Annotated in this window: 19 protein-coding genes; 7 read left to right on the top strand and 12 right to left on the bottom strand. The window is 56.6% G+C overall.

Translation table 11 applies throughout. The features are described from left to right. Positions 1 to 34 precede the first annotated feature (34 nt). The 3 genes from ACWYRJ_RS10750 to ACWYRJ_RS10760 all read right to left on the bottom strand — a co-directional run bounded on the left by ACWYRJ_RS10750 (position 35) and on the right by ACWYRJ_RS10760 (position 3,593). Positions 35 to 1,357, bottom strand: coding sequence for an MFS transporter (locus ACWYRJ_RS10750; RefSeq protein ID WP_111963705.1), 1,323 nt, complete (start codon positions 1,355 to 1,357; stop codon positions 35 to 37). Positions 1,358 to 1,617: 260 nt separating this feature from the next. Further along, positions 1,618 to 2,643: an inner membrane protein YhjD gene (gene yhjD, locus ACWYRJ_RS10755; RefSeq protein WP_111963706.1), complete on the bottom strand. Its 1,026-nt coding sequence runs from the start codon at positions 2,641 to 2,643 to the stop codon at positions 1,618 to 1,620. A 50-nt stretch (positions 2,644 to 2,693) separates the two neighbouring features. Continuing rightward, positions 2,694 to 3,593, bottom strand: a complete 900-nt coding sequence (locus ACWYRJ_RS10760; protein WP_455507859.1) for a LysR family transcriptional regulator — start codon at positions 3,591 to 3,593, stop codon at positions 2,694 to 2,696. A 119-nt stretch (positions 3,594 to 3,712) separates the two neighbouring features. Here ACWYRJ_RS10760 and ACWYRJ_RS10765 point away from each other — a divergent pair, with 119 nt between their 5' ends. After that, entirely contained in the window at positions 3,713 to 4,471 is a 759-nt protein-coding gene (locus ACWYRJ_RS10765) for an SDR family NAD(P)-dependent oxidoreductase (RefSeq protein ID WP_274243340.1), read from the top strand. Between the two features lie 263 nt (positions 4,472 to 4,734). On the opposite strand, the gene ACWYRJ_RS10770 is transcribed toward ACWYRJ_RS10765, so the two are convergent. After that, complete coding sequence (locus ACWYRJ_RS10770) at positions 4,735 to 5,274, bottom strand: GNAT family N-acetyltransferase (RefSeq protein ID WP_111963709.1); 540 nt, start codon at positions 5,272 to 5,274, stop codon at positions 4,735 to 4,737. Between the two features lie 148 nt (positions 5,275 to 5,422). Here ACWYRJ_RS10770 and ACWYRJ_RS10775 point away from each other — a divergent pair, with 148 nt between their 5' ends. Continuing rightward, the gene (locus ACWYRJ_RS10775; RefSeq protein ID WP_455507860.1) at positions 5,423 to 7,012 is read left to right on the top strand and encodes an STY4199 family HEPN domain-containing protein; all 1,590 of its coding nucleotides are present in this window, start codon (positions 5,423 to 5,425) and stop codon (positions 7,010 to 7,012) included. A 61-nt stretch (positions 7,013 to 7,073) separates the two neighbouring features. On the opposite strand, the gene ACWYRJ_RS10780 is transcribed toward ACWYRJ_RS10775, so the two are convergent. The 3 genes from ACWYRJ_RS10780 to ACWYRJ_RS10790 all read right to left on the bottom strand — a co-directional run bounded on the left by ACWYRJ_RS10780 (position 7,074) and on the right by ACWYRJ_RS10790 (position 11,172). After that, complete coding sequence (locus ACWYRJ_RS10780) at positions 7,074 to 8,723, bottom strand: alpha,alpha-trehalase (protein ID WP_111963711.1); 1,650 nt, start codon at positions 8,721 to 8,723, stop codon at positions 7,074 to 7,076. 182 nt (positions 8,724 to 8,905) lie between these two features. Next, positions 8,906 to 10,258, bottom strand: a complete 1,353-nt coding sequence (gorA, locus tag ACWYRJ_RS10785; protein ID WP_133295294.1) for a glutathione-disulfide reductase — start codon at positions 10,256 to 10,258, stop codon at positions 8,906 to 8,908. Between the two features lie 71 nt (positions 10,259 to 10,329). After that, a complete protein-coding gene (locus ACWYRJ_RS10790) occupies positions 10,330 to 11,172 on the bottom strand; it encodes a 23S rRNA (adenine(2030)-N(6))-methyltransferase RlmJ (protein ID WP_032640380.1) in 843 nt (280 codons plus the stop codon). A 207-nt stretch (positions 11,173 to 11,379) separates the two neighbouring features. Between ACWYRJ_RS10790 and prlC the strand changes: the two genes are divergently transcribed. Both prlC and rsmJ read left to right on the top strand, forming a co-directional pair. Then, positions 11,380 to 13,422 (top strand): oligopeptidase A, encoded by a 2,043-nt coding sequence (gene prlC / locus ACWYRJ_RS10795; protein WP_133295293.1) that lies wholly within the window; start codon positions 11,380 to 11,382, stop codon positions 13,420 to 13,422. A 7-nt stretch (positions 13,423 to 13,429) separates the two neighbouring features. Next, positions 13,430 to 14,182, top strand: a complete 753-nt coding sequence (gene rsmJ / locus ACWYRJ_RS10800) for a 16S rRNA (guanine(1516)-N(2))-methyltransferase RsmJ (protein WP_021242153.1) — start codon at positions 13,430 to 13,432, stop codon at positions 14,180 to 14,182. Between the two features lie 133 nt (positions 14,183 to 14,315). On the opposite strand, the gene uspA is transcribed toward rsmJ, so the two are convergent. Further along, the gene (gene uspA / locus ACWYRJ_RS10805; protein ID WP_003861223.1) at positions 14,316 to 14,753 is read right to left on the bottom strand and encodes a universal stress protein UspA; all 438 of its coding nucleotides are present in this window, start codon (positions 14,751 to 14,753) and stop codon (positions 14,316 to 14,318) included. A gap of 283 nt (positions 14,754 to 15,036) precedes the next feature. Here uspA and uspB point away from each other — a divergent pair, with 283 nt between their 5' ends. Further along, a complete protein-coding gene (gene uspB, locus ACWYRJ_RS10810) occupies positions 15,037 to 15,372 on the top strand; it encodes a universal stress protein UspB (RefSeq protein WP_455507861.1) in 336 nt (111 codons plus the stop codon). 43 nt (positions 15,373 to 15,415) lie between these two features. On the opposite strand, the gene ACWYRJ_RS10815 is transcribed toward uspB, so the two are convergent. Then, positions 15,416 to 15,823 (bottom strand): hypothetical protein, encoded by a 408-nt coding sequence (locus ACWYRJ_RS10815; protein WP_127732549.1) that lies wholly within the window; start codon positions 15,821 to 15,823, stop codon positions 15,416 to 15,418. Between the two features lie 184 nt (positions 15,824 to 16,007). Next, positions 16,008 to 17,507 carry an inorganic phosphate transporter PitA gene (gene pitA, locus ACWYRJ_RS10820; protein WP_127732547.1) on the bottom strand — a complete coding sequence of 500 codons (1,500 nt, stop codon included), beginning with the start codon at positions 17,505 to 17,507 and terminating at the stop codon, positions 16,008 to 16,010. A gap of 228 nt (positions 17,508 to 17,735) precedes the next feature. Between pitA and ACWYRJ_RS10825 the strand changes: the two genes are divergently transcribed. Further along, a complete protein-coding gene (locus tag ACWYRJ_RS10825; protein WP_455507862.1) occupies positions 17,736 to 18,932 on the top strand; it encodes an NAD(P)/FAD-dependent oxidoreductase in 1,197 nt (398 codons plus the stop codon). Positions 18,933 to 18,964: 32 nt separating this feature from the next. Here the strand turns inward: ACWYRJ_RS10825 and ACWYRJ_RS10830 are convergent, their stop codons facing one another. Further along, positions 18,965 to 19,903, bottom strand: a complete 939-nt coding sequence (locus ACWYRJ_RS10830) for an NAD(P)-dependent oxidoreductase (RefSeq protein ID WP_455507866.1) — start codon at positions 19,901 to 19,903, stop codon at positions 18,965 to 18,967. Continuing rightward, positions 19,903 to 20,595, bottom strand: coding sequence for an RraA family protein (locus tag ACWYRJ_RS10835; protein ID WP_455507863.1), 693 nt, complete (start codon positions 20,593 to 20,595; stop codon positions 19,903 to 19,905). Before ACWYRJ_RS10835 ends, ACWYRJ_RS10830 begins: the two co-directional genes overlap by 1 nt. Before the next feature lie 169 nt (positions 20,596 to 20,764). Here ACWYRJ_RS10835 and ACWYRJ_RS10840 point away from each other — a divergent pair, with 169 nt between their 5' ends. Then, positions 20,765 to 21,502: an IclR family transcriptional regulator gene (locus tag ACWYRJ_RS10840; protein ID WP_455507867.1), complete on the top strand. Its 738-nt coding sequence runs from the start codon at positions 20,765 to 20,767 to the stop codon at positions 21,500 to 21,502. Positions 21,503 to 21,506 lie beyond the last annotated feature (4 nt).

Genomic DNA, 21,506 nt, shown 5'->3' on the forward strand with positions numbered 1-21,506 from the left:
GAGGGCCGGGGTGAGGGCATCAGGCCGCAGTGAATTACAGAGCCTGGTGCTTCGTCTCGTGCGTCAGCAGCAGCGCAATCAGCGTCAGCGCCGCCATGGCCGCAAGATAGACGCCCACATAGAACAGACCATAGTTTGCCTGCAGCCAGGTGGCGATATATGGCGCAACGGACGCACCCAGAATAGACGAGACGTTATAGGAGAACGACGCGCCGGTATAACGTACTTCAGTCGGGAACAGCTCGGGCAGCAGCGCGCCCATCGGGCCGAAGGTCAGCCCCATCAGGCTCAGGCCAATCAGCAGATAGGCCATCACCAGCGCCGGGCTACCTGAACCCAGCAGCGGCGGGAAGACGAACAGGGCAAACAGAACGATCAGCGTGGTGATGGTAATCATGCTTGCACGACGACCGAATTTATCCGCCAGCAGGCCGGCAATCGGAACCATCACGCCAAAGCCGATCACCGCCATCATCAGCATCCACAGCACTTCGTTACGCGGCAGCCCCAGCCCAACCGGCGCAGCGGCGGTACTGAACGTCATGGAGTAGACGGTCATGATGTAGAACAGCGTATAGGTGGCGAGCATGATAAACGTGCCCAGCACGGTCACGCGAACGTGTTTGGTCAGAAGCGTACCCAGCGGTACTTTTACCTGCTTGTTCGCCGCGGCCACTTTCGCGAAGACAGGCGTTTCATGCAGAGAAACACGCACATACAGGCCAATCAGCACCAGCACGGCTGAGAAGATAAACGGAATACGCCAGCCCCAACTCATGAACTGTTCATCCGTCAGCAGCCAGGAGAGCAGCAGGAACGTCCCGTTGGCAAAGAAGAAGCCAATCGGAGCGCCAAGCTGCGGGAATGAGCCATACAGCGCGCGCTTGCGCGCCGGGGCGTTCTCGGTGGCCAGCAGCGCCGCGCCGCCCCATTCACCACCCAACCCCAGACCTTGCCCAAAACGCGCCAGCGCCAGCAGGACCGGCGCCAGAATACCGATGGTTTCGTAGGTCGGCAGCAGGCCGATGGCTACGGTGGAGATCCCCATCGTCAGCAGCGAGGCCACCAGCGTGACTTTGCGGCCAATGCGATCGCCAAAGTGTCCAAACAGCGCAGAGCCAATCGGACGCGCAACAAACGCAATCGCAAAGGTCGCCAGAGACTGCAGCGTGGCCGCCGTCGGATCGCCCTGCGGGAAGAAAATGTGCGGGAATACGATGACCGCGGCGGTGGCATAAATATAGAAGTCGAAGAACTCAATGGCGGTGCCAATCAGCGATGCGACGACGACTTTATTGCGCGAATTTACCGGAACGTTTTCCGTTTCTGAGTCGAGTGTGGTGGCGGTTGCTTGCATAATATTTTCTTATTTTTGTCGAACGAAAGGCCATATTACGCACAGCAAAAGCGACATTTCAATCTGTAACAAAGCCGCGACCCGGTGATAAAAACAGCAAAAAGCGGATAATTTTCAGACCAGCCAAAACACGTCTATGAAATGCTTCACAGATTTTAAATATCAGTCAATTAAACTGGTTTTCGGTTAAATAAAAGTTACGGGCTGGATTTATATGCTGAAATGATGAATCGGGCTGAAATTTCAGCCCGATGGCGGGGCTAGCGGTGCGTTTTGCCGGGCATTCGCGTGTCGCCTTTGTACTCGGCGGTGGCAATCCATGCCGCGCAGAACAGGGTCAGGCGGGCGAAGAAGTAGAAGAAGGCCATCAGTCCAAGCACCGAGCCAAACGCCGCGCCGGAGGGGGATTTAACCAGTGACGGCAGGGTGTAAGTCATCACGATTTTGATCACCTCAAAGCCGATCGCCGCAATCAATGTGCCGCGGAGCAGCGCCTTCTTGCGCGGACGATGGCGGGGCAAGCGCCAGAAGATCCAGAAGAACAGCAGGTAGTTGGCGAAGATGGAAATAGCCAGCCCAATGCCGCGCCAGGCGGGCTTCAGCCATTCGATGTAATCCAGATAGAGCGCGGAGATGATCATCTGCTGCGCCGAGCCCGCCACGGAGGTAATGGAAAGCGTCACGATGAGCGCGACCAGCAGGCCAATCAGCGAAACAAAATCGCGGAGATACTTGACCCAGATTTTCTCCTGGTCCTGCGGCTTACGCTCCCAGACGTCGCGCGACTGGGCGCGAATGGCCTCGCGCAGGTTGCCCATCCAGTTAACGCCGGAGTAAAGGGCAATCAGCAAACCGACGATGCCGACGGTGGTACGCTGCTGAACGGCGGTATTGATAGTGCTTTTGAGCGTACTGGCAAGGGTCGGGTCACTGACGTTATTCAGGATCTTATTGAAGATATCCTGCAGTAGCGTCGGGTGCGACGCGAGGACAAAACCGGCTGCCGCGAACGACACCATCAGGATCGGTATCATAGACAGGAAGGAAAAATAGGTGATGGCGGCACCAAACTGGTTTCCCATGCGGTCATTAAAGCGCTCGGTTGCGCGTATCAGATGCGCCACCATGGGAAACTGCTGAATTCTCGCGGCGATGCCAGTGACGGTCCCCAGCGCTTTGCTGGCGGTACCTGGCGTTTTGGCCTCTTCGGGCCCGGTTTCCATCTTTTTGACGGGCTCATACTCTAAATGTTGGGTGGGTCGTTGCGGGTTGTTTTCCGGCGTCACGCGTCTTTTCCTTTTCGTTTGGCTGGATGTTATTGAATTATAGCTTGCGACTAGTCCACGTAAGCTTTTGTGAGTTCGGTTAGCCACTCCATGAACAGATGGACCCGGCGGGAGAGGTTGCGCCGGTGGGGATAAATCAGGGAAACAGGCATCGTTTCGGCCCGGTATTGCGGGAGGATCTCAATCAGCTTCTTCGCGCGCAGTAAATCGCGCACCCCAACCCGCGGCACCTGAATAATGCCCAGTCCGGCGAGACAGGCAGCCTGGTAAGTTTCCGTGCTGTTGACGGTTAAGACCCCGCCCGTTTTTATCCACTGTGTTGTACTGCCGTTATAAAACTCAAAGCCCTGTGGGCGTGTTCCCAGCGTAGCGGTGTAGTGAATAACGGCGTGCGAGCCTAAATCGTCCAGGGTTTCCGGGTAGCCAAAACGCGCCAGATAGTCCGGGCTGGCGCAGTTAATCACCGACAGCTTGCCCAGTGGACGGGCAATCAGCCCTGAATCCTTCAGCGTGCCGACGCGTACCACGCAATCAAACCCTTCGCGGATCACATCCACCAGACGATCGCTGCTGCTGAGCTCCAGTTCAATGCCAGGATAGTGCTGCAGAAAAGCAGGCAGTTTGGGGATGACTAAATTTCGAGCAACGCCGACGGGCATATCCACGCGGAGCCGGCCGCTGATGCTGGAGGGATCGTGCTGAAACATACCGTCGAGTTCATCAAGGTTTGCCAGCAGATCTTTTGCCCGCTCGTAATAGACCATGCCGTCCTGCGTCAGGCTGACGCGGCGCGTGGTGCGGTGTAATAGCTGAGTGCCAAGCCGGTTTTCCAGGGCCTGAATCTGCCGTGAGACGCTGCCTTTTGGCAGGGTTAATGTTTCGGCTGCGCGGGAAAAACTCTCCAGTTCCGCGACGCGGACGAACAACTGCATTGCGTGAATTTTATCCATAGACGAAGCTCATTGTTGTTTCTGCTGAAACAGTGAAGCGTTTTAATCCATCTTTATTGATTTTCTATCACCTAATAAGCTCTTTCTCAATCTCCTTAACAGCCAAAACGAGGTTTATGATGAGTGAACGTATCGCATTAGTGACGGGTGGTAGTCGTGGTCTGGGTAAAAACGCTGCATTAAAGCTGGCGGCAGACGGCACGGGAATCATCCTGACATACAACCGTAGCCAGCAGGAAGCGCTGGATGTTGTGCATGAAATTCAGCAAAAAGGCGTCAACGCAGCGGCATTACAGCTTAACGTCGGGGATATCACGGGATTTGAACATTTTGCCCAACAGCTTCAGGAAACCCTTAGGACCGTCTGGCAGCGTGAAACCTTTGACTATTTATTGAACAATGCCGGGACGGGTTTATATGCACCCTATGCCGACACGACGGAAGCCCAGTTTGATGAAGCGTTGAACATTCATTTCAAAGGGCCTTTCTTCCTGACCCAGCGCCTGCTGCCGCTGCTTAACGACGGGGGACGTATCCTCAACGTCTCCAGCGGGCTGGCCCGTTTTACCCAGCCGGGCTCAGGGACCTACGCGGCCATGAAGGGGGCGATGGAAGTGCTGACGCGCTATCAGGCGAAAGAGCTGGGCGCGCGCGGCATTTCCGTCAATATCATTGCGCCTGGCGCGATAGAAACAGACTTTGGCGGCGGACGCGTGCGCGACAACGCGGAGCTGAATCAGTTGCTGGCCTCGCAGACGGCGCTGGGACGGGTGGGTCTACCGGACGATATCGGTGATGCCATTGCGGCACTGCTCAGCGATAAGCTGGGCTGGATGAATGCGCAACGTATTGAAGTGTCAGGCGGTATGTTCCTGTGATGCCCGGACTTAAGGGGAAGGAACCTCTTAAGGAACCCTTAATATGGATGTGTCTGCCACTGACAGCGATAAAGAACGCAGGCAGCCATAGACGATAACCCATTTTCATCACGATATTTCTTCAGAGAAAGACCCTGATGTTTTTTATTAACGCAATGGCCGCAGAAAATATTTTCAGCGCATGACGTTTGATATTCGTTTCCTCTTAATAGCGACCCTGAAGAGGAAACGACGTCCGGAAATATCGGCTAAATTACTATTGGTCAGGAATTATTATTCAGGTATTCCTGCTGTAATAAACCAAATAGCCAGTCATTTTGCCAGCGCCCCGCAAGATAATAGCTCTCACGTAATTCACCTTCCAGGTGAAAGCGGGCTTTTTCCAGCAGGCGTCTTGAAGCAGCGTTTCCCGCTGTTACGGTGGCGGTGAGTCGCCGTATACCGCCCTGAAGAAAAGCGTAATCGCAAAGCGCCTTCAGGGATTCAAAGCCGTAACCTTTCCCCTGCGCCTCGGGGGCGAAAAGGAAGCCCACTTCGGCGCAGTCCTCCTCCCGATGAATATACCCGGTAACGCCCAGCGGGGTCAGTGAGGCGGTGTCACGTACGACGAGGCAAAGCCAGTGCGCGCTGCCCGGAGCCCATGGCATCAGGCGCGAATCAAACGCTTCGCGTATCGCCGCGACAGGGCGGTCTTCCGCCACAAAGCGCATAACGTCCGGGTGCTGCTGGAGCGCCAGAAAAAAGGGCCAGTCTTGTTCCTGCAGGGGCGAACAGGTAAGGCGAGAGGTAATTAAAACCGGCATTCAGATTCTCCTGAAACATTTTAAATCATTTTAGGGTTGTCACTTTATTTCAACAGAAAGTCAGGTATGGTTAACCGCGTATAAATAAAAAGAATAAAGGGCGTCTCGCGCCCATTCCTGATGTCTTCGTTGTCGCTTAAGGAAAACAATGACTCTCAGCACATCACACCATATTCGCGAACAGTTTGAACACTGTCTGGCGGTCATTCGCCATGCGTCGGTGGAAATTTTACTCCTTCTGAATGTACATGCTTCTGAGGGCAAAGATCCACGCTGGTTTCTGGAACAACTCGACAGCGCGCGATTAGCTTTGGGCGGCTGGGGAGCCGTTGCGAAAAAACTCAACCTGAATGATGCCGAGATGTCGGAATTTACGCTCCAGCTGCGCCTGCTGCAGCAGCGCGTACCGCAGTATGAAAGCGGACAGGATGTGAGTGAAAACCAGCTTATTGCGGCGATGCGGTTTGTGACCGCGCTGGAACATCTTCGTCTTCAGCAGCCGCTGTTGACCTATAGCACGGAGCTGGCACCGGGCAGCGAACTCCAGCATCAGCAGGCGCACAAGCAGGTACGCGCAATTGAGCTGATGCTTAAAGGGCTTATCCAGCAGGCCTGGCCCGATCAGGTAAAGCTGAACAACCATCTTAAGACCCTGTTTAACGCTGACCGCGTAAGGCGCTGGCTGAAGCTTGGCGAGATCAACGATGTCCTGAGCGGCATGATGTTCAGCGAGCTGGCGCAGATGCTGGTGGATAAAAAAGAGTTCAGCCGCTATTACGCTTCGCTTTTCAGCGACCCGTCCATGCTGACGCTGCTGGTTGAACCACGCAAAACGCTGCAAACCTTTCTCGACGATATTCGGCAAATCCGCAACAGCATCACCGTTCAGAAGACGTTAAGCTCGGCGCAAATTCAGCTGCTGGACAACTACTACGCGCAGATCGCGCGGCCCGTTCAACGCGCGTTTGAAGAGGGGAGAACGCGCGTTAATCCGGCAGGATTCATGGCGGTAGATGCCAGTGAATTGCATACCTTCTGGGAAAAGGCGCAGAAAATGGATCGGGTTACCGGTGGGGATCTGTTTGAAGTCCGTGACACCATTGAAAAGCCGACCCAGCGCGCGCCGCGCACCCCCGAACAACGCGAGCAGCTCATTTCCGGTGCGCTATGGGGGGCGGTTGGCGTTATGGTGATTGCCATTGTGGCAGGGGGCTTCTGGCTGGTGACCAGCAGCAAGCCGCAGCCAGCGGCCGTCAGCGCGGCTGAAGCGGCTCCACCGCAGGAAATGCGCGAGACGCCTTCCTCGCGCGAAACGCTCACGCGCATGGGGGTGACCTGGGACGAGAATAATTTCCGCTCGGCCATTAACCGCAACGATACCCGCGTGACCCAGCTCTTTTTGCAGGGCGGTATGGACTGGAAGCTGTCCTGGACCGAAGAGGCGATGTCGGCAGGCCATGACGACGTGCTGGAGCTGATGTTACGCTACCGGCAAAACATGGTGGAAGAGAAGCCGTGTCGCCGCTTCATCAACACGCTTAGCCACGCTATGTCGAACGGCGAGTCTCTGACCTCGGTACGTAAAGAGTATCTCAAAGCGTTCTGCACCGTGCCTGCCGTAGTGAAACGCCAGCAGCACGATCTCGACATGGCCACACGCCGCGCGCAGTCACAGCCGGATGCCACCACCAAAAAATGGCAGTCTATTCAGAGCGCCATTTATGAGGTGATTCGCTAACATTTTCCCCTCACCCCAGCCCTCTCCCCGGAGGGGCGAGGAGGAAAAGACCGCACCCTGCCTAAGGCTCCCCATACAACCCAATCAGCCGCCGCACCACGCCGTTCGTCCAGCCGAAACCGTCCTGCAGCGGATACTCACCCCCGCCACCTTCGCGCGGCGTGCTGCTGGCGATGTGGTACTTCTCAATCAGCTTGTGGTGCGTCTTGTAGAAATGGTTCACCGTATGCAGCCAGCTCCAGGCGATCTCATCCCCCAGCGAGTCGTTTCCGTACTGCTTGAATCCCTGAATCGCCATCCACTGCAGCGGCGCCCAGCCGTTGGGTTTATCCCACTGCTCGCTGGTTTCGTACTCGGTCGCCAGAATTCCGCCCGGGGTCAGCAGACGCGCCTTGACCGCATCCGACAGGCGTTCCGCCTGCTCGTGAGTTGCCATGCCAACGTACAGCGGCACGATGCTGGCGGCAGAAAACAGCGCCAGCTCTTCGCGCCGCCAGTCGTAATCGCGGTAACAGCCGCTCTCCTCGTCCCACAGATAGCGGTTTACCGCCGCGCGGCGATCGTTGGCTTTCTGGCGGAATTCCTCTGCAGTCTCTTTATCTCCTTTCGACGCCGAGATGTTGGCGATAGCGCTTTCCAGTTTGAACAGGAAGGCGTTCAGATCGATTGGGATGAATTGCGTCGTGCGGATGCTGGCGAGCCGCGACGGATCGCGCAGCCAGCGGGACGAGTAATCCCAGCCGGAAGCCGCACCCGCGCGCAGGTCGCGATACACCTCATTTGGCGGACGGCCCGAGTGGCGCGCGGTTTCCACGTCCTCGATCCACGATTCGTCGCGCGGGGTATCGCGGTCATCCCAGTAGCGGTTGAGCAGTGAACCGTCCGGCATGCGCACGGCGCTGCGGTATGCCTGATTAAGCAGCAGCGACTCCGCACCGTCCATCCAGAAGGCGTACTCCATTTTGAGGTGATCAAGATAGCGTTTCGCACCGCGCACGCCGTCCTCCTCAAACAGCTCCACCATCAGCGCAAAGACCGGCGGCTGTGAGCGGCTGAGATAATAGGTGCGGTTGCCGTTGGGGATATGTCCGTAGCGTTCTATCAGCCAGGCGAAGTTGTCCGCCATACATTTGAGCAGATCGTTACGGCCGCTCTCCGCCAGCCCCAGCATGGAGAAATAGGAATCCCAGTAGTAAGTCTCGCTGAAGCGCCCGCCGGGGACGATATAGGCCTGCGGCAGTGCCAGCAGGGAAGACCAGGGAATATGATCCTGCGGCTCGCGCGTCAGCACCGGCCACAGGTTATCAATGTGCTCTTTCAGGGAGAGTCCCGGGTCGGAGACATATTCTGTGCCGTACGTTTCCGGCATCCAGAAGTGGTTCTCCACAAACTGGCGTAGGTCGAAATCCCGGTGGCGTCTGACCTTGCGGTAGCGGATCAGGATATCCAGTGGATCCATCTTCGGCGCGCAGTCGGGGAAGGTTTTACTGTCCGCAAACAGCCGCGTCGACTGCACGTGTTCGAACAGTTCAAGATAGCGGTCTGCGGGCGTCAACGCATCGGAGGCGGGTAGCCCCTCGATCATTTCGGGTTCCGGCTCCGCCTCAATCATTTCATCCAGTTTCAACTCGCAGGGATCGGTCTCGTAGCGCAGCTCTTCTGCAATCTCGAACTCGATGTTCTCGGTAGCCTGTAGTTTCTGGTTGAACATGGTGATAGGGACCTCCGGTTGTGTGTTCAAAAGACAGGTTTATCCGGGCGTCTTATAAGCGTAGACATTCGCTTCGGTAGATGGGGAGGGAAATGTGCGGTAGATCACTATTTTCGGAGCATTCGTTTTGCAACGATTTATGAATGTTAAAAAAAATGCCCCTCCGGGGAGGGGCATCAGGATTAACGCATGGTCACAAACTCTTCCGCGGCCGTCGGGTGGATTGCCACAGTATTATCGAAGTCTTTCTTGGTTGCGCCCATCTTCAGCGCCACGGCGAAGCCCTGCAGGATCTCATCCATGCCGAAGCCAATGCCGTGGATACCGACAATCTTCTCTTCCGGGCCGACGCAGACCAGCTTCATGCGGCACGGCTGACGGTGCGAGGTGACGGCGGTATACATTGCGGTGAACGCCGATTTATACACTTTCACCTGGTCGTCGCCGTACTGCTCGCGCGCCTGCGGCTCGGTTAAGCCGACGGTGCCGATTGGCGGATGGCTGAAGACCACGGTCGGGATGTTGCTGTAGTCCAGATGCTCGTCCGGCTTGTTGTTAAACAGGCGCTCGGAGAGACGACGACCCGCCGCAACGGCGACCGGCGTCAGCTCAACCGCACCGGTATTGTCGCCGACCGCGTAAATGCCCGGTACGCTGGTGTTCTGGAATTTATCAACGACGATATAGCCTTTTTCGTCGGTTTTCACGCCAGTCACGCCCAGGTTGAAGTTATCGTTCGCCGGTTCACGGCCAATCGCCCAGATCAGGCAATCAACGGTCTGGCTGCGACCATCTTCCAGCTCAAGCGTCAGGCTTCCGTCCGCGTTTTTCACCACCGCTTTTGGTACGGCGTTGGTGTGCAGGGTTGGGCCTTCGGTGTTCATCACTTCAACCAGCGTATCGACAATCAGCGGGTCAAAACTGCGCAGCGGCGCGTGTTTACGTACGAACAGGTGCGCTTCTGCGCCCAGGCCGTTAATCACTCCGGCCAGTTCAACCGCGATGTATCCCGCGCCTACCACGGCAACGCGCTCAGGCAGGGCTGGCAGCTCGAAGAAACCGTCGGAGTCGATGCCGTATTCCACGCCCGGGATGTTCGGGTGGCTCGGACGACCGCCGGTGGCGATCAGGATGTGATCGGCGGTGATCGTCTCGCCGTTCACTTCGATCGTTTTCGCATCAACGAAGCGGGCGAAACCGTGGATAACGTCGACGTTATTTTTACCCAGCACGTTGTCGTACGAGGTGTGAATGCGATCGATGTACGCGGTACGGCTGGCGATCAGCTTGTCCCAGTCGAAGCGGTTGATGGTGGTGTCAAAGCCGTAGTCCGGGCCATACATATGGATAGCTTCACGGATCTGTGCCGCATGCCACATCACCTTCTTCGGTACACAACCCACGTTCACGCAGGTGCCGCCCAGCGCTTTGGCTTCAATCAGCGCGCACTTCTGGCCGTACATGGCCGCGCGGTTGATGGAGGCGATGCCGCCGCTGCCGCCGCCGATTGCGATGTAGTCATAATGCTTAGTCATAGCTTTTGTCCTTAATCGTGAATTGCCGCGATTGTATACCTGAAATCAATAGTTTCCACCGATGGCTGCGATTACTCCGGCACTATCCAACTGACGGTAGCGTGGCCTGTACCCGCCGGCACCAGCGTTTTATGCAGCCACGGCAGCACGTTGTTCATCTGCGCTTCGAGCTTCCACGGCGGGTTGATTACAATCATGCCGGAGGCGGTCATGCCGCGCTGATCGCTGTCCGGACGTACCGCCAGCTCGATCTGCAGGATCTTGCGGATGCCGGTCGCTTCCAGGTCTTTGATCATGCGTTTGATCTGCGCGCGCAGCACCACCGGATACCACAGGGCGTATGTCCCGGTGGCGAAGCGCTTGTAGCCTTCGTGGATACCGGTTACCACCGCCTGATAGTCGGTTTTGATTTCGTACGGCGGGTCGATGAGCACCAGGCCGCGACGGGAAACCGGCGGCAGTTTGGCCTTCAGCTGCTGGTAGCCGTCGGCTTTTTCGACGCGGGCGCGGCTGTCTTTCTGGAATTCTGAACGCAGCAGCGGGAAGTCGCTCGGGTGCAGCTCGGTCAACTGGAGGCTGTCCTGCTCGCGCAGCAGCTGGCGGGCAATCAGCGGCGAGCCCGGGTAATAACGCAGCTGGCCGTTGCGGTTGAAGTGGTTCACCACGCCGATGTACGGCTCCAGCTCGGCAGGCAGGTCGTCCTGCTGCCAGATGCGGGCAATTCCTTCCAGATATTCACCGGTACGCTCGGCATGCTCGCCGCTCAGCTGATAACGGCCCGCGCCCGCGTGCGTGTCCAGATAGAGAAATGGCTTCTCTTTCTCTTTGAGCGATTCGATGATCAGGCTCTGAACGGTGTGTTTAAGGACGTCGGCGTGGTTGCCTGCGTGGAAGCTGTGGCGATAACTGAGCATGGGTAATGATATTCCGCTGAATTGACGATTTGCCACAGTTTACAGCAGAACGGCAAAGATTACCCGTAGGCCCGGTAAGCGCAGCACCACCGGGCTCTTTTCGACAACGTCCGGCATTGAAATCCTCTACACTTAACCCCATTCTAGATCCCATATGCACAGCGCCGGATGCGCGCTTCATTCACCTATTTCAACAGGACAGCGTTTATGACCAATCCATTACTGACGCCTTTTTCGTTGCCACCGTTTTCTAAAATCCTCCCCGAGCATGTGGTTCCAGCGGTTACGCAATCGCTGGACAACTGCCGCGCGGCGGTAGAAAGCGTGGTCGCGCAGGGCGGGCCGTACACCTGGGAAAATCTGTGTCAGCCGCTGGCCGAAGTGGACGACGTGCTGGGGCGTATCTTCTCCCCGGTAAGCCACCTGAACTCGGTAAAAAACAGCCCGGAACTGCGCGAAGCCTACGAACAGACCCTGCCGCTGCTCTCTGAATACAGCACCTGGGTCGGTCAGCACGAAGGGCTCTACAAAGCCTACCGCGACCTGCGCGACGGCGACCATTATGCCGAACTGAACACGGCGCAGAAAAAATCGGTTGATAACGCCCTGCGTGATTTCGAGCTGTCCGGGATTGGCCTGCCAAAAGAGAAACAAACCCGCTACGGTGAAATCGCCGCGCGTCTGTCCGAGCTGGGCAACCAGTACAGCAACAACGTGCTCGACGCCACCATGGGCTGGACGAAGCTGATTACCGACGAAACGGAGCTGACAGGCATGCCGGAAAGCGCCCTGGCGGCGGCAAAAGCGCAGGCCGAGGCGAAAGAACAGGACGGCTTCCTGCTAACCCTGGACATCCCGAGCTATTTGCCGGTGATGACCTATTGCGACAACCAGGCGCTTCGCGAAGAGATGTACCGCGCATACAGCACCCGCGCCTCCGATCAGGGGCCGAATGCCGGTAAGTGGGACAATAGCCCGGTCATGGCGGAAATCCTTGCCCTGCGCCACGAGCTGGCCCAGCTGCTGGGCTTCGAAAACTACGCCGATAAATCCCTCGCCACCAAAATGGCGGAGAACCCGCAGCAGGTGCTCGACTTCCTGACCGATCTGGCGAAACGAGCCCGTCCGCAGGGTGAGAAAGAGCTGGCCCAGCTGCGCGCCTTCGCGAAAGCGGAGTTCGGCGTGGACGAGCTGCAGCCGTGGGACATTGCTTACTACAGCGAAAAACAGAAGCAGCACCTCTACAGCATCAGCGACGAGCAGCTGCGCCCGTACTTCCCGGAAAACAAAGCCGTTAACGGCCTGTTCGAAGTGGTGAAGCGCATCTATGGCATCACCGCCAAAGAGCGTACCGATATCGACGTCTGGCATCCGGACGTGCGCTTCTTCGAACTGTATGACGATAAAAACGAACTGCGCGGCAGCTTCTACCTCGATCTCTACGCGCGTGAGAACAAGCGCGGCGGGGCGTGGATGGACGACTGCGTGGGCCAGATGCGTAAAGCAGACGGTTCTCTGCAGAAGCCGGTCGCCTACCTGACCTGTAACTTCAACCGTCCGGTGAACGGTAAACCTGCGCTCTTCACCCACGACGAAGTGATCACCCTGTTCCACGAGTTCGGTCACGGCCTGCACCATATGCTGACCCGCATCGAAACCGCAGGCGTGGCAGGCATCAGCGGTGTACCGTGGGATGCGGTCGAGCTGCCGAGCCAGTTTATGGAAAACTGGTGCTGGGAGCCGGACGCGCTGGCGTTTATCTCCGGCCACTACGAGACCGGCGAACCGCTGCCGAAAGAATTGCTGGATAAAATGCTGGCGGCGAAGAACTACCAGGCGGCGATGTTTATCCTGCGCCAGCTGGAGTTCGGCCTGTTCGATTTCCGCCTGCATGCCGAGTTCAGCCCGGAGCAGGGTGCGAAGATTCTTGAAACCCTGGCCGAGATTAAAAAGCAGGTCGCCGTGATCCCTGGGCCAACCTGGGGCCGCTTCCCGCACGCGTTCAGTCACATCTTCGCTGGCGGCTACGCGGCGGGTTACTACAGCTACCTGTGGGCCGACGTGCTGGCGGCGGATGCCTTCTCTCGTTTCGAAGAAGAGGGGATTTTCAACCGCGAAACCGGCCAGTCGTTCCTCGACAACATCCTGACCCGCGGTGGTTCCGAAGAGCCGATGGTGCTGTTCAAACGCTTCCGCGGCCGCGAGCCGCAGCTGGATGCGATGCTTGAGCATTACGGGATCAAAGGCTGATTGTTACGTGAAGATCTGCTTAGTGGATGAAACGGGCGCCGGAGACGGCGCCTTATCTGTTCTGGCCGCCCGCTGGGGGCTGGAACATGATGAAGATAACCTGATGGCGCTGGTGATGACACCAGAACATCTCGAATTACGTAAGCGCGACGAACCGAAGCTCGGCGGGATTTTCGTCGATTTTGTCGGCGGCGCGATGGCGCACCGGCGCAAGTTCGGCGGCGGTCGTGGTGAAGCGGTGGCCAAAGCGGTTGGCATCAAAGGGAGCTACCTCCCGGACGTGGTCGATGCCACGGCGGGGCTGGGGCGCGATGCGTTTGTGCTGGCGTCTGTCGGCTGTCATGTGCGGATGCTGGAGCGTAATCCGGTGGTGGCCGCGTTGCTGGACGATGGTCTGACGCGTGGCTACGCGGACCCGGAAATCGGGCCGTGGTTGCAGGAACGATTGCAGCTGATCCATGCCTCGAGCCTGACGGCGCTGACCGATATCACCCCGCGCCCACAGGTGGTCTATCTCGACCCGATGTTCCCGCACAAGCAGAAAAGCGCGCTGGTGAAGAAAGAGATGCGGGTGTTTCAGTCTCTGGTGGGGCCTGATCTGGATGCGGATGGCCTGCTGGAGCCGGCTCGTCAGCTGGCGACGAAGCGGGTGGTAGTGAAGCGCCCTGACTATGCGCCGCCCCTGGCGGACGTTGCCACGACCAATGCGGTGACCACCAAAGGGCACCGGTTTGATATTTATTCGGGGACACCGGAATAGTGCGGGCTGATGCCCTCACCCTAACCCTCTCCCACAGGGAGAGGGAACAAACACTAAAAACGGCAACTATGTTGCCGTTTTGCTTTTACCTTGTAGGCCCGTTAAGCGTTAGCGCCACCGGGTTTTTTTGCACTTACTCGTCTTCTTCGTCACGCAGCGGAACAATCAGCATATCCACGTGGACGGTATTGATCAGCTGGCGCGCGGAAGACATCAGCTTGCTCCAGAAGTCCTGATGGTGACCGCACACCACCAGGTCCATGTCATATTTCTTGATCGCATCAACCAATACCTGGCCCAGGTCACCGCTGCCGCTCAGGGTTTCGGTAATCGGATAACCCGCGTTGGTGGAGAGTTCGCTCAGGGCGTGGTGCGTCTCTTCGGAGATACGCTTCTGCATATCGCCCAGATTGACGTCGATCAGACCGGTGTAGAGGTCGGAGTAATTCACATCAACGTGAATCAGCGAAACTTTCGCGTTGTAGGGACGTGCCATGGATACCGCTTTATCAACCAGCACTTTGCTCTCCGGAGAGAGGTCTACCGCGATGAGAATGTGTTTGTAAGCCATAGTGTTACTCCTTCCTTAAGTTATCGATGACTAAATAGGAAAGCCGTCGTCTGATGCTTTCATTACGGCCCAGTTAAACATATTTTTCAAGCTTTGGTGTTGATAACGATTAACCTTGTGGCAAAAAAATTAACGGATCTCCTACACTATTAAATGAGCCGTTCGGATATTAAAACGCGAACCGGATCGACTTTTGGTCATTCTTTCACTGAACTGTCTGTCAGGGCATTGGGGTGCGGTAGCTCAGAAGCCTTGCTTCGTGGGCGGACGCCGGGGAGGATGTATGATTAGCACCGTCGCATTGTTTTGGGCGTTATGCGTGGTTTGCATAGTGAATATGGCGCGCTACTTCTCATCGTTACGTGCGCTGTTAGTGGTACTTCGTGGTTGCGATCCGTTGCTTTATCAGTATGTGGACGGTGGAGGGTTCTTCACCTCGCATGGACAGCCCAGCAAACAGATGCGTCTGGTGGGATACATCTACTACCAGCGCTACCGCGATCATCACGATGAAGAATTTATCCGTCGCTGCGAGCGCCTGCGTCGTCAGTTCATTTTGACCAGTGCCCTGTGTGGCCTGGTCGTCGTCAGCATGATTGCATTGATGATTTGGAACTGAGCATCACAACAGGCGGGGTCAGCCCCGCCTTCTTTCCTCTGGTTCAGGGCTTAACTGAGAACCGAAGATCGGAGATATTGGTCTCAATCGAAGTAACCTTCCCGCTATAGGCGATGTTAACGTCTCCGTTTGTATCAATGCTGGCCGCAGTAATTGTACCCGTACCTTCAATGACAGGATGCTTCTTAGCCAACTGATGGATAATGTCGGTGTCTTTCCCTGTTATCTTTTCCGAGAGATAGTAACGGTAGATTGTGGGTACGGTGGCGCCACCCTGATTGTTCACGGTCATATAGAGCCAGACGCTGTCAGATAATTTATAAGCGTGTTGAAGTGCATCGTTATTTCGCTGATTGGGCTGGTGGTTTAGCCACACAAATCCAATGACCAGAGCCAGAAGCGAAACCGTAACAAGGCGATGAATCCATTTAGTAGCCGTTTTGAATGGCATACTCTATTCCGTCATGGGTGTTGTTTGGACTGAGAACATTCGCGAGGATAATAGTTATTTGTGCAGTAAAAATCTGAACAGATAGTGTTCAGATTGTCCTGATTACAGCACTGGGTTGAGTAAAAAAACAGCCATAAAAAAGCGGGTCAGTTTCCTGACCCGCTTTTTTGTCGCCTTCAACCGATTAAATCAGCTTCAGCGAAATCCAGTACAGCCCGCCAGAGAGCAGGATGGATGCCGGAAGGGTGAACACCCAGGCCATCAGAATGTTGGTCACGGTTTTGCGCTGCAGGCCGCCACCGTCAACAATCATGGTACCTGCTACGGACGAGGAGAGTACGTGGGTGGTGGATACCGGCATACCGGTGTAGCTCGCCAGACCGATAGACACTGCCGCCGTCATCTGCGCGGACATACCCTGCGCATAGGTCATGCCTTTCTTACCGATCTTCTCGCCGATGGTGGTCGCCACACGACGCCAGCCAATCATCGTACCGATACCGAGCGCCAGCGCGACGGCCATGATGATCCAGATTGGCGCGTACTCAATGGTGTTGAGCATATCGCCTTTCAGTTTCTTCAGCAGACGCTGGTCGTCAACATTCACGTCAGGCAGCTTCGCCACTTTATCCGTCACATCAGAGATGCACAGCATAATGCGACGCAGCTGACCACGCTGCTCAACGGTCAGTTTGTCATAACTTTCGATATTGCCCAGCATCCCTTTGGCACGTTCCAGCGCGTTAATCGCGTTTGCCGGATGGCAGTGGAACTCGCCAGGTGCAGTCGTGGCACCGGCTTCCGGAGAAGGGATCAGCTGGTCAACGCCGGTCGCTTTTTTCAGCAGCTCAGGGTGCTGCTGGAAATAGGTTTCAACGTTGTTTACCGCATCACGGGTACGGGTGATTTCGTAGCCGGAGGCATTCATGTTGACCACGAATCCTGCCGGTGCAACGCCAATCAGTACCAGCATCACCAGACCAATGCCTTTCTGACCATCGTTCGCGCCGTGTGAGAAGGCCACGCCGATAGCGGAAATGATCAGGGCAATACGCGTCCAGAATGGCGGCTTTTTCTTGCCGTCTTTCTTTTCACGCTCTGCTGGCGTCAGGTGAATACGGGAGCGTTTTTTGGTATTGCTCCAGTAACGACGCAGGATGAAGATCAGCCCGCCCGCCACCACCAGACCCACGATAGGGGAGACGATGAGAGAGGCAAAGATCCCCAGTACTTTCGGGATATTTAACGCATCAACAACCGAGGTACCGGTCATGAGGGCGTTGGTTAACCCGATACCGATAATCGCGCCGATGAGGGTGTGAGAACTGGATGCAGGCAGGCCGAAATACCAGGTACCGAGGTTCCAGATAATTGCAGCAAGCAGCATTGAGAACACCATAGCGAGGCCATGGCCAGAACTAACGTTAAGCAGCAGATCCGTTGGCAGCATATGCACAATCGCATACGCAACGCTCAGCCCGCCCAGGAGGACACCAAAAAAGTTAAATACTGCCGCCATAACAACCGCAAGCTGCGATCGCATTGCGCGAGTGTAGATAACCGTCGCTACTGCGTTTGCAGTGTCGTGGAAGCCGTTGATCGCTTCGTAAAACAGTACAAAAACCAGAGCAAGCAATAATAAAAGCCCGGTATGTAAATCCAGGCCGGCAAACAAATGTAGCATAGGACGTTACGCCATTTTGAGGACATGAACGCGGCGCATTATCCAGGACAAATGCGCGGCGGGCAAAGTGAAATATAGACTTTTTTTGACATACCACCTGATTTGAGAAAAGGGCCAGAAAGGATATTCTTTAAATTTCAATGAAATGCCTTTGTAATATCTTTTTACGCTGGTGTGACCACATAGGAAACTTTACAATCCGCGGCAGTTAACAAAGAGGGTTTTGACGTGGAAAGGTTTGATGCCGTGGTAATTGGCGCCGGTGCGGCGGGTATGTTTTGTGCGGCAATGGCCGGACAGGCGGGTCGTCGCGTGCTGCTGCTGGATAACGGTAAAAAGCCAGGCCGTAAGATCCTGATGTCCGGCGGCGGGCGCTGCAACTTTACTAATCTATATGTTGAACCCGCGGCCTATTTGAGCCAAAACCGTCATTTTTGTAAATCTGCGCTGGCGCGTTATACCCAGTGGGACTTTATCGACCTGGTCGGTAAGCACGGTATCGCATGGCATGAAAAAACGCTGGGACAGCTGTTCTGCGACGACTCCGCGCAGCAGATTGTCGATATGCTGGTGGCCGAGTGCGAGAAGGGCGGCGTGGTCATGCGCCTGCGCACCGAGGTGCTGGAGGTTTCCCGCGACGACCAGGGCTACACGCTGCAGCTCAACGGCGAAACCGTCAGCGCCGATAATCTGGTGATTGCCAGCGGCGGCCTGTCCATGCCGGGGCTGGGCGCTTCCCCGTTCGGCTATAAAATCGCCGAGCAGTTTGGCCTGAAAGTCCTGCCGACGCGCGCCGGGCTGGTGCCGTTCACGCTGCATAAGCCGCTTCTCGAGCAGCTTCAGACGCTGTCCGGCGTGTCCGTTCCCTCCGTCATTACCGCCGAAGACGGGACCGTGTTCCGTGAAAACCTGCTCTTTACCCATCGCGGCCTCTCCGGCCCTGCGGTACTGCAAATCTCAAGCTACTGGCAGCCGGGGGAATTCGTCACGGTTAACCTGCTCCCCGATTGCGATCTCGACGCGTTCCTTAACGAGCAGCGTACCGCACACCCGAACCAGAGCCTGAAAAATACCCTGGCAATGCAGCTACCAAAACGTCTGGTGGAATGTTTGCAGGTGCTGGGGCAGATCCCCGACGTGTCGCTCAAGCAGCTTAACAGCCGCGAGCAGAATGTTCTGGTGGAGACCCTGACAAACTGGCGCGTGCAGCCAAACGGCACGGAAGGCTACCGCACCGCGGAAGTTACGCTGGGCGGGGTCGACACGAATGAGCTCTCTTCCCGCACCATGGAAGCGCGCAACGTACCGGGGCTCTATTTCATTGGCGAAGTGATGGACGTGACCGGCTGGCTCGGCGGATACAACTTCCAGTGGGCATGGGCAAGTGCCTGGGCGTGTGCTCAGGCGCTGGCAGAAGACAAGTGACATAAGCGCGCTGCCACTCGTCGCGGTTGGCTTTACGGGCTGACGGTGGTGACGTCCATCACGGCCAGAATATTGCTCGCGGCCACGGTCCCCATCTTGATGTATGACGCTGCGGTAACGCCGCCAATATGCGGTGAAATAACCACGTTTTCTACGGACTGCCAGAGATGTGGCGCGGTCAGCGGCTCGTGGGGAAAGCTGTCCAGCGCTGCGCTGTGCAGCGTGCCATCCTGGAGCGCCGCCAGTAACGATTCACTGTGGATCAGTCCGCCGCGTGCCGTATTGACCAGAATGGCGTTCCGCTTGCAGTGTGCGAGCGTCTCGCTATTGATCATCTCCCGATTCTCATCGGTCAGAGGACAGTGCAAAGAGATGACATCGGAACGGGAAAGAAGTCCGGTCAGCGTCTCTGCGCGTTCGCACAGGGCAGGCATGGACTTAGCATAGGGATCGTAAGCCAGCACCTTCATGCCGAAGGCGTGACCAATAGTCGCCACGCGCGAGCCGATAGCGCCCAACCCGATTAGCCCCAGCGTTAAGCCCTCCAGCTCAATGGATTTATGCGTCGCCTTATCCCAGTGCCCGTCCCGTAACCGCTTGTCCAGAGGCACCACGGACTTTGCGCAGGCGAGGATCAGCGCCCAGGTATGTTCAGCCACTGCCGCCGCGTTTGCGCCTGGGGCCGCGCGGACGGCGATATTGCGTTCGGCCGCTGCCGTCTGGTCTATCACATCGATCCCGCTTCCGTGCTTGGAAATAACCTGCAAAGCCGGGGCGGCATCCATAACCTTCGCGGTGATCCTGCCGTAACGTACCAGGATCGCCACGGGATTGTGTCGTTCACACAGCGCGATCAGGTCATCCTCAGTGGGCTGGCGGCCTGCAAACACCACCTCAAAGCCCTGCAACATCACCATAGCCTGCTCCGCCAGGTCACTTCCGGTAACCAGAACTACGTCTTTGCCTCCCATCACAGCGTCTCCCCGTCGGTCAACATACCAGCCTTACGAAGCGCGTCATCAAGCCAGTGTGGACGTAAATCGCCTTCACGGATGGCAGCAAGACGCCGGGTCTCCATCTCCAGCTTTTCTTTTGCCAGCGCGATTAGCTGCTGAACCTCATCGCGCGGGATGACGACCACGCCGTCGATATCCGCCACAACCAGATCCCCGGCCTGAACCGTCGCCCCGGCGACTGAAATGGGATGATTAACCCGGCCAGAAATTAACTTTGTCGGGCCGCAGGGGTTCAGACCGGCAGAAAAGACAGGGTAGTGGCCTTTGCTCAGGGAATCGGCGTCACGCACAGCGCCGTCAATAATGATGCCCGCAATGCCGCTTGCCTGAGCCTGAGTAGCCATGATTTCGCCCAGCAGCGCGCAGCTCAGGTCGCCTTTGCCATCGACGACCAGGACGTCGCCGGGCTGCGCAACCGCCATCGCGGCATGAATCGCCAGATTATCCCCCGGACGGACTTCCACGGTGATGGCTGGACCCGCAACGGACATGTGTGGGGCCAGCGGTTTGATGCGGCCGTGAAGCGTACCGCGGCGACCGGCCACGTCGGCCAGAATGGCTGCCTGATACTCGGCAGCCCGACGAACATCCTCGGCAGAAACGCGTTCGAACTGGCGATTAATCGGTTTTTTTTCAGAAACGGACATGAATGCCTCCATATTGTTTTACTGAGTAAAATGCAGGTGTACATAACAAAACAACTATAGCGGTGTTGCTTTCCTTTTAGCCAGACCCGAGGTGGCGTTTGTGATGTAAACACGAAGTGACTCACAAAATTTGAGGTACACTCACTGCCGGGCTAACAAGGAGATAATGATGGGGAATGAAGGCGTTGTAGCGGTTGAAAAAGCGCTGGCTTTACTGGATTGCTTCCGTCCTGGAGATGAGAGCCTGACGCTGACCGCGCTGGCACAGCTGTCGGGTTATCACAAAACCACGGTTTACCGCCTGATGAATTCTCTTGAACGGATGAATTACGTCGTCAGGCATGAAGACGGCAATTATGCGCTTGGCCCACGTCTGCTTTACCTCGGCAAGCTGTATGAACAATCTTTCCATCTTTCGCGGGTGGTTCAGCCAGAGCTTCAGGCGCTCTCCCTGGCGTCTCAGGAGAGTGCCAGCTGGTATGTGCTGGAGGGTGGGCAGCGCCTTTGCCTGTTTCGCGCGGAAGCGTCGCACGGCCTGCGACACAGCAATCTTCCCGGCAGTCAGTTCCCGCTCGATAATTCGGCCATCAGTAAGGTCTTGCGCCATTGGGGGCTCAATGAAAACCTGCCGGAGGGAGACGCAGAACTCCCTTTCTACACGTCAGGCGCACGCGATCCCCACACCGCGGCGTTTGCGATGCCCGTCTTCGGCGTTCACGACAAGCTGGTTGCGGCGTTAGCCCTGACCGGCCCCATCTCACGGCTGACGGAAGATCGTCGTGAGAAGGAGATAGGGCCATTGATGAAGGCGGCGGCCAGCCGTCTGTCGCAGAAAATGGGAGCCAGTAAGCCCTTCTGTCAGCAGTTCTTTGGTGAAACGAGCGACGCGGCGGAAGAAAATCTTTAAACGC

The organism is Enterobacter sp. (assembly GCF_977039595.1).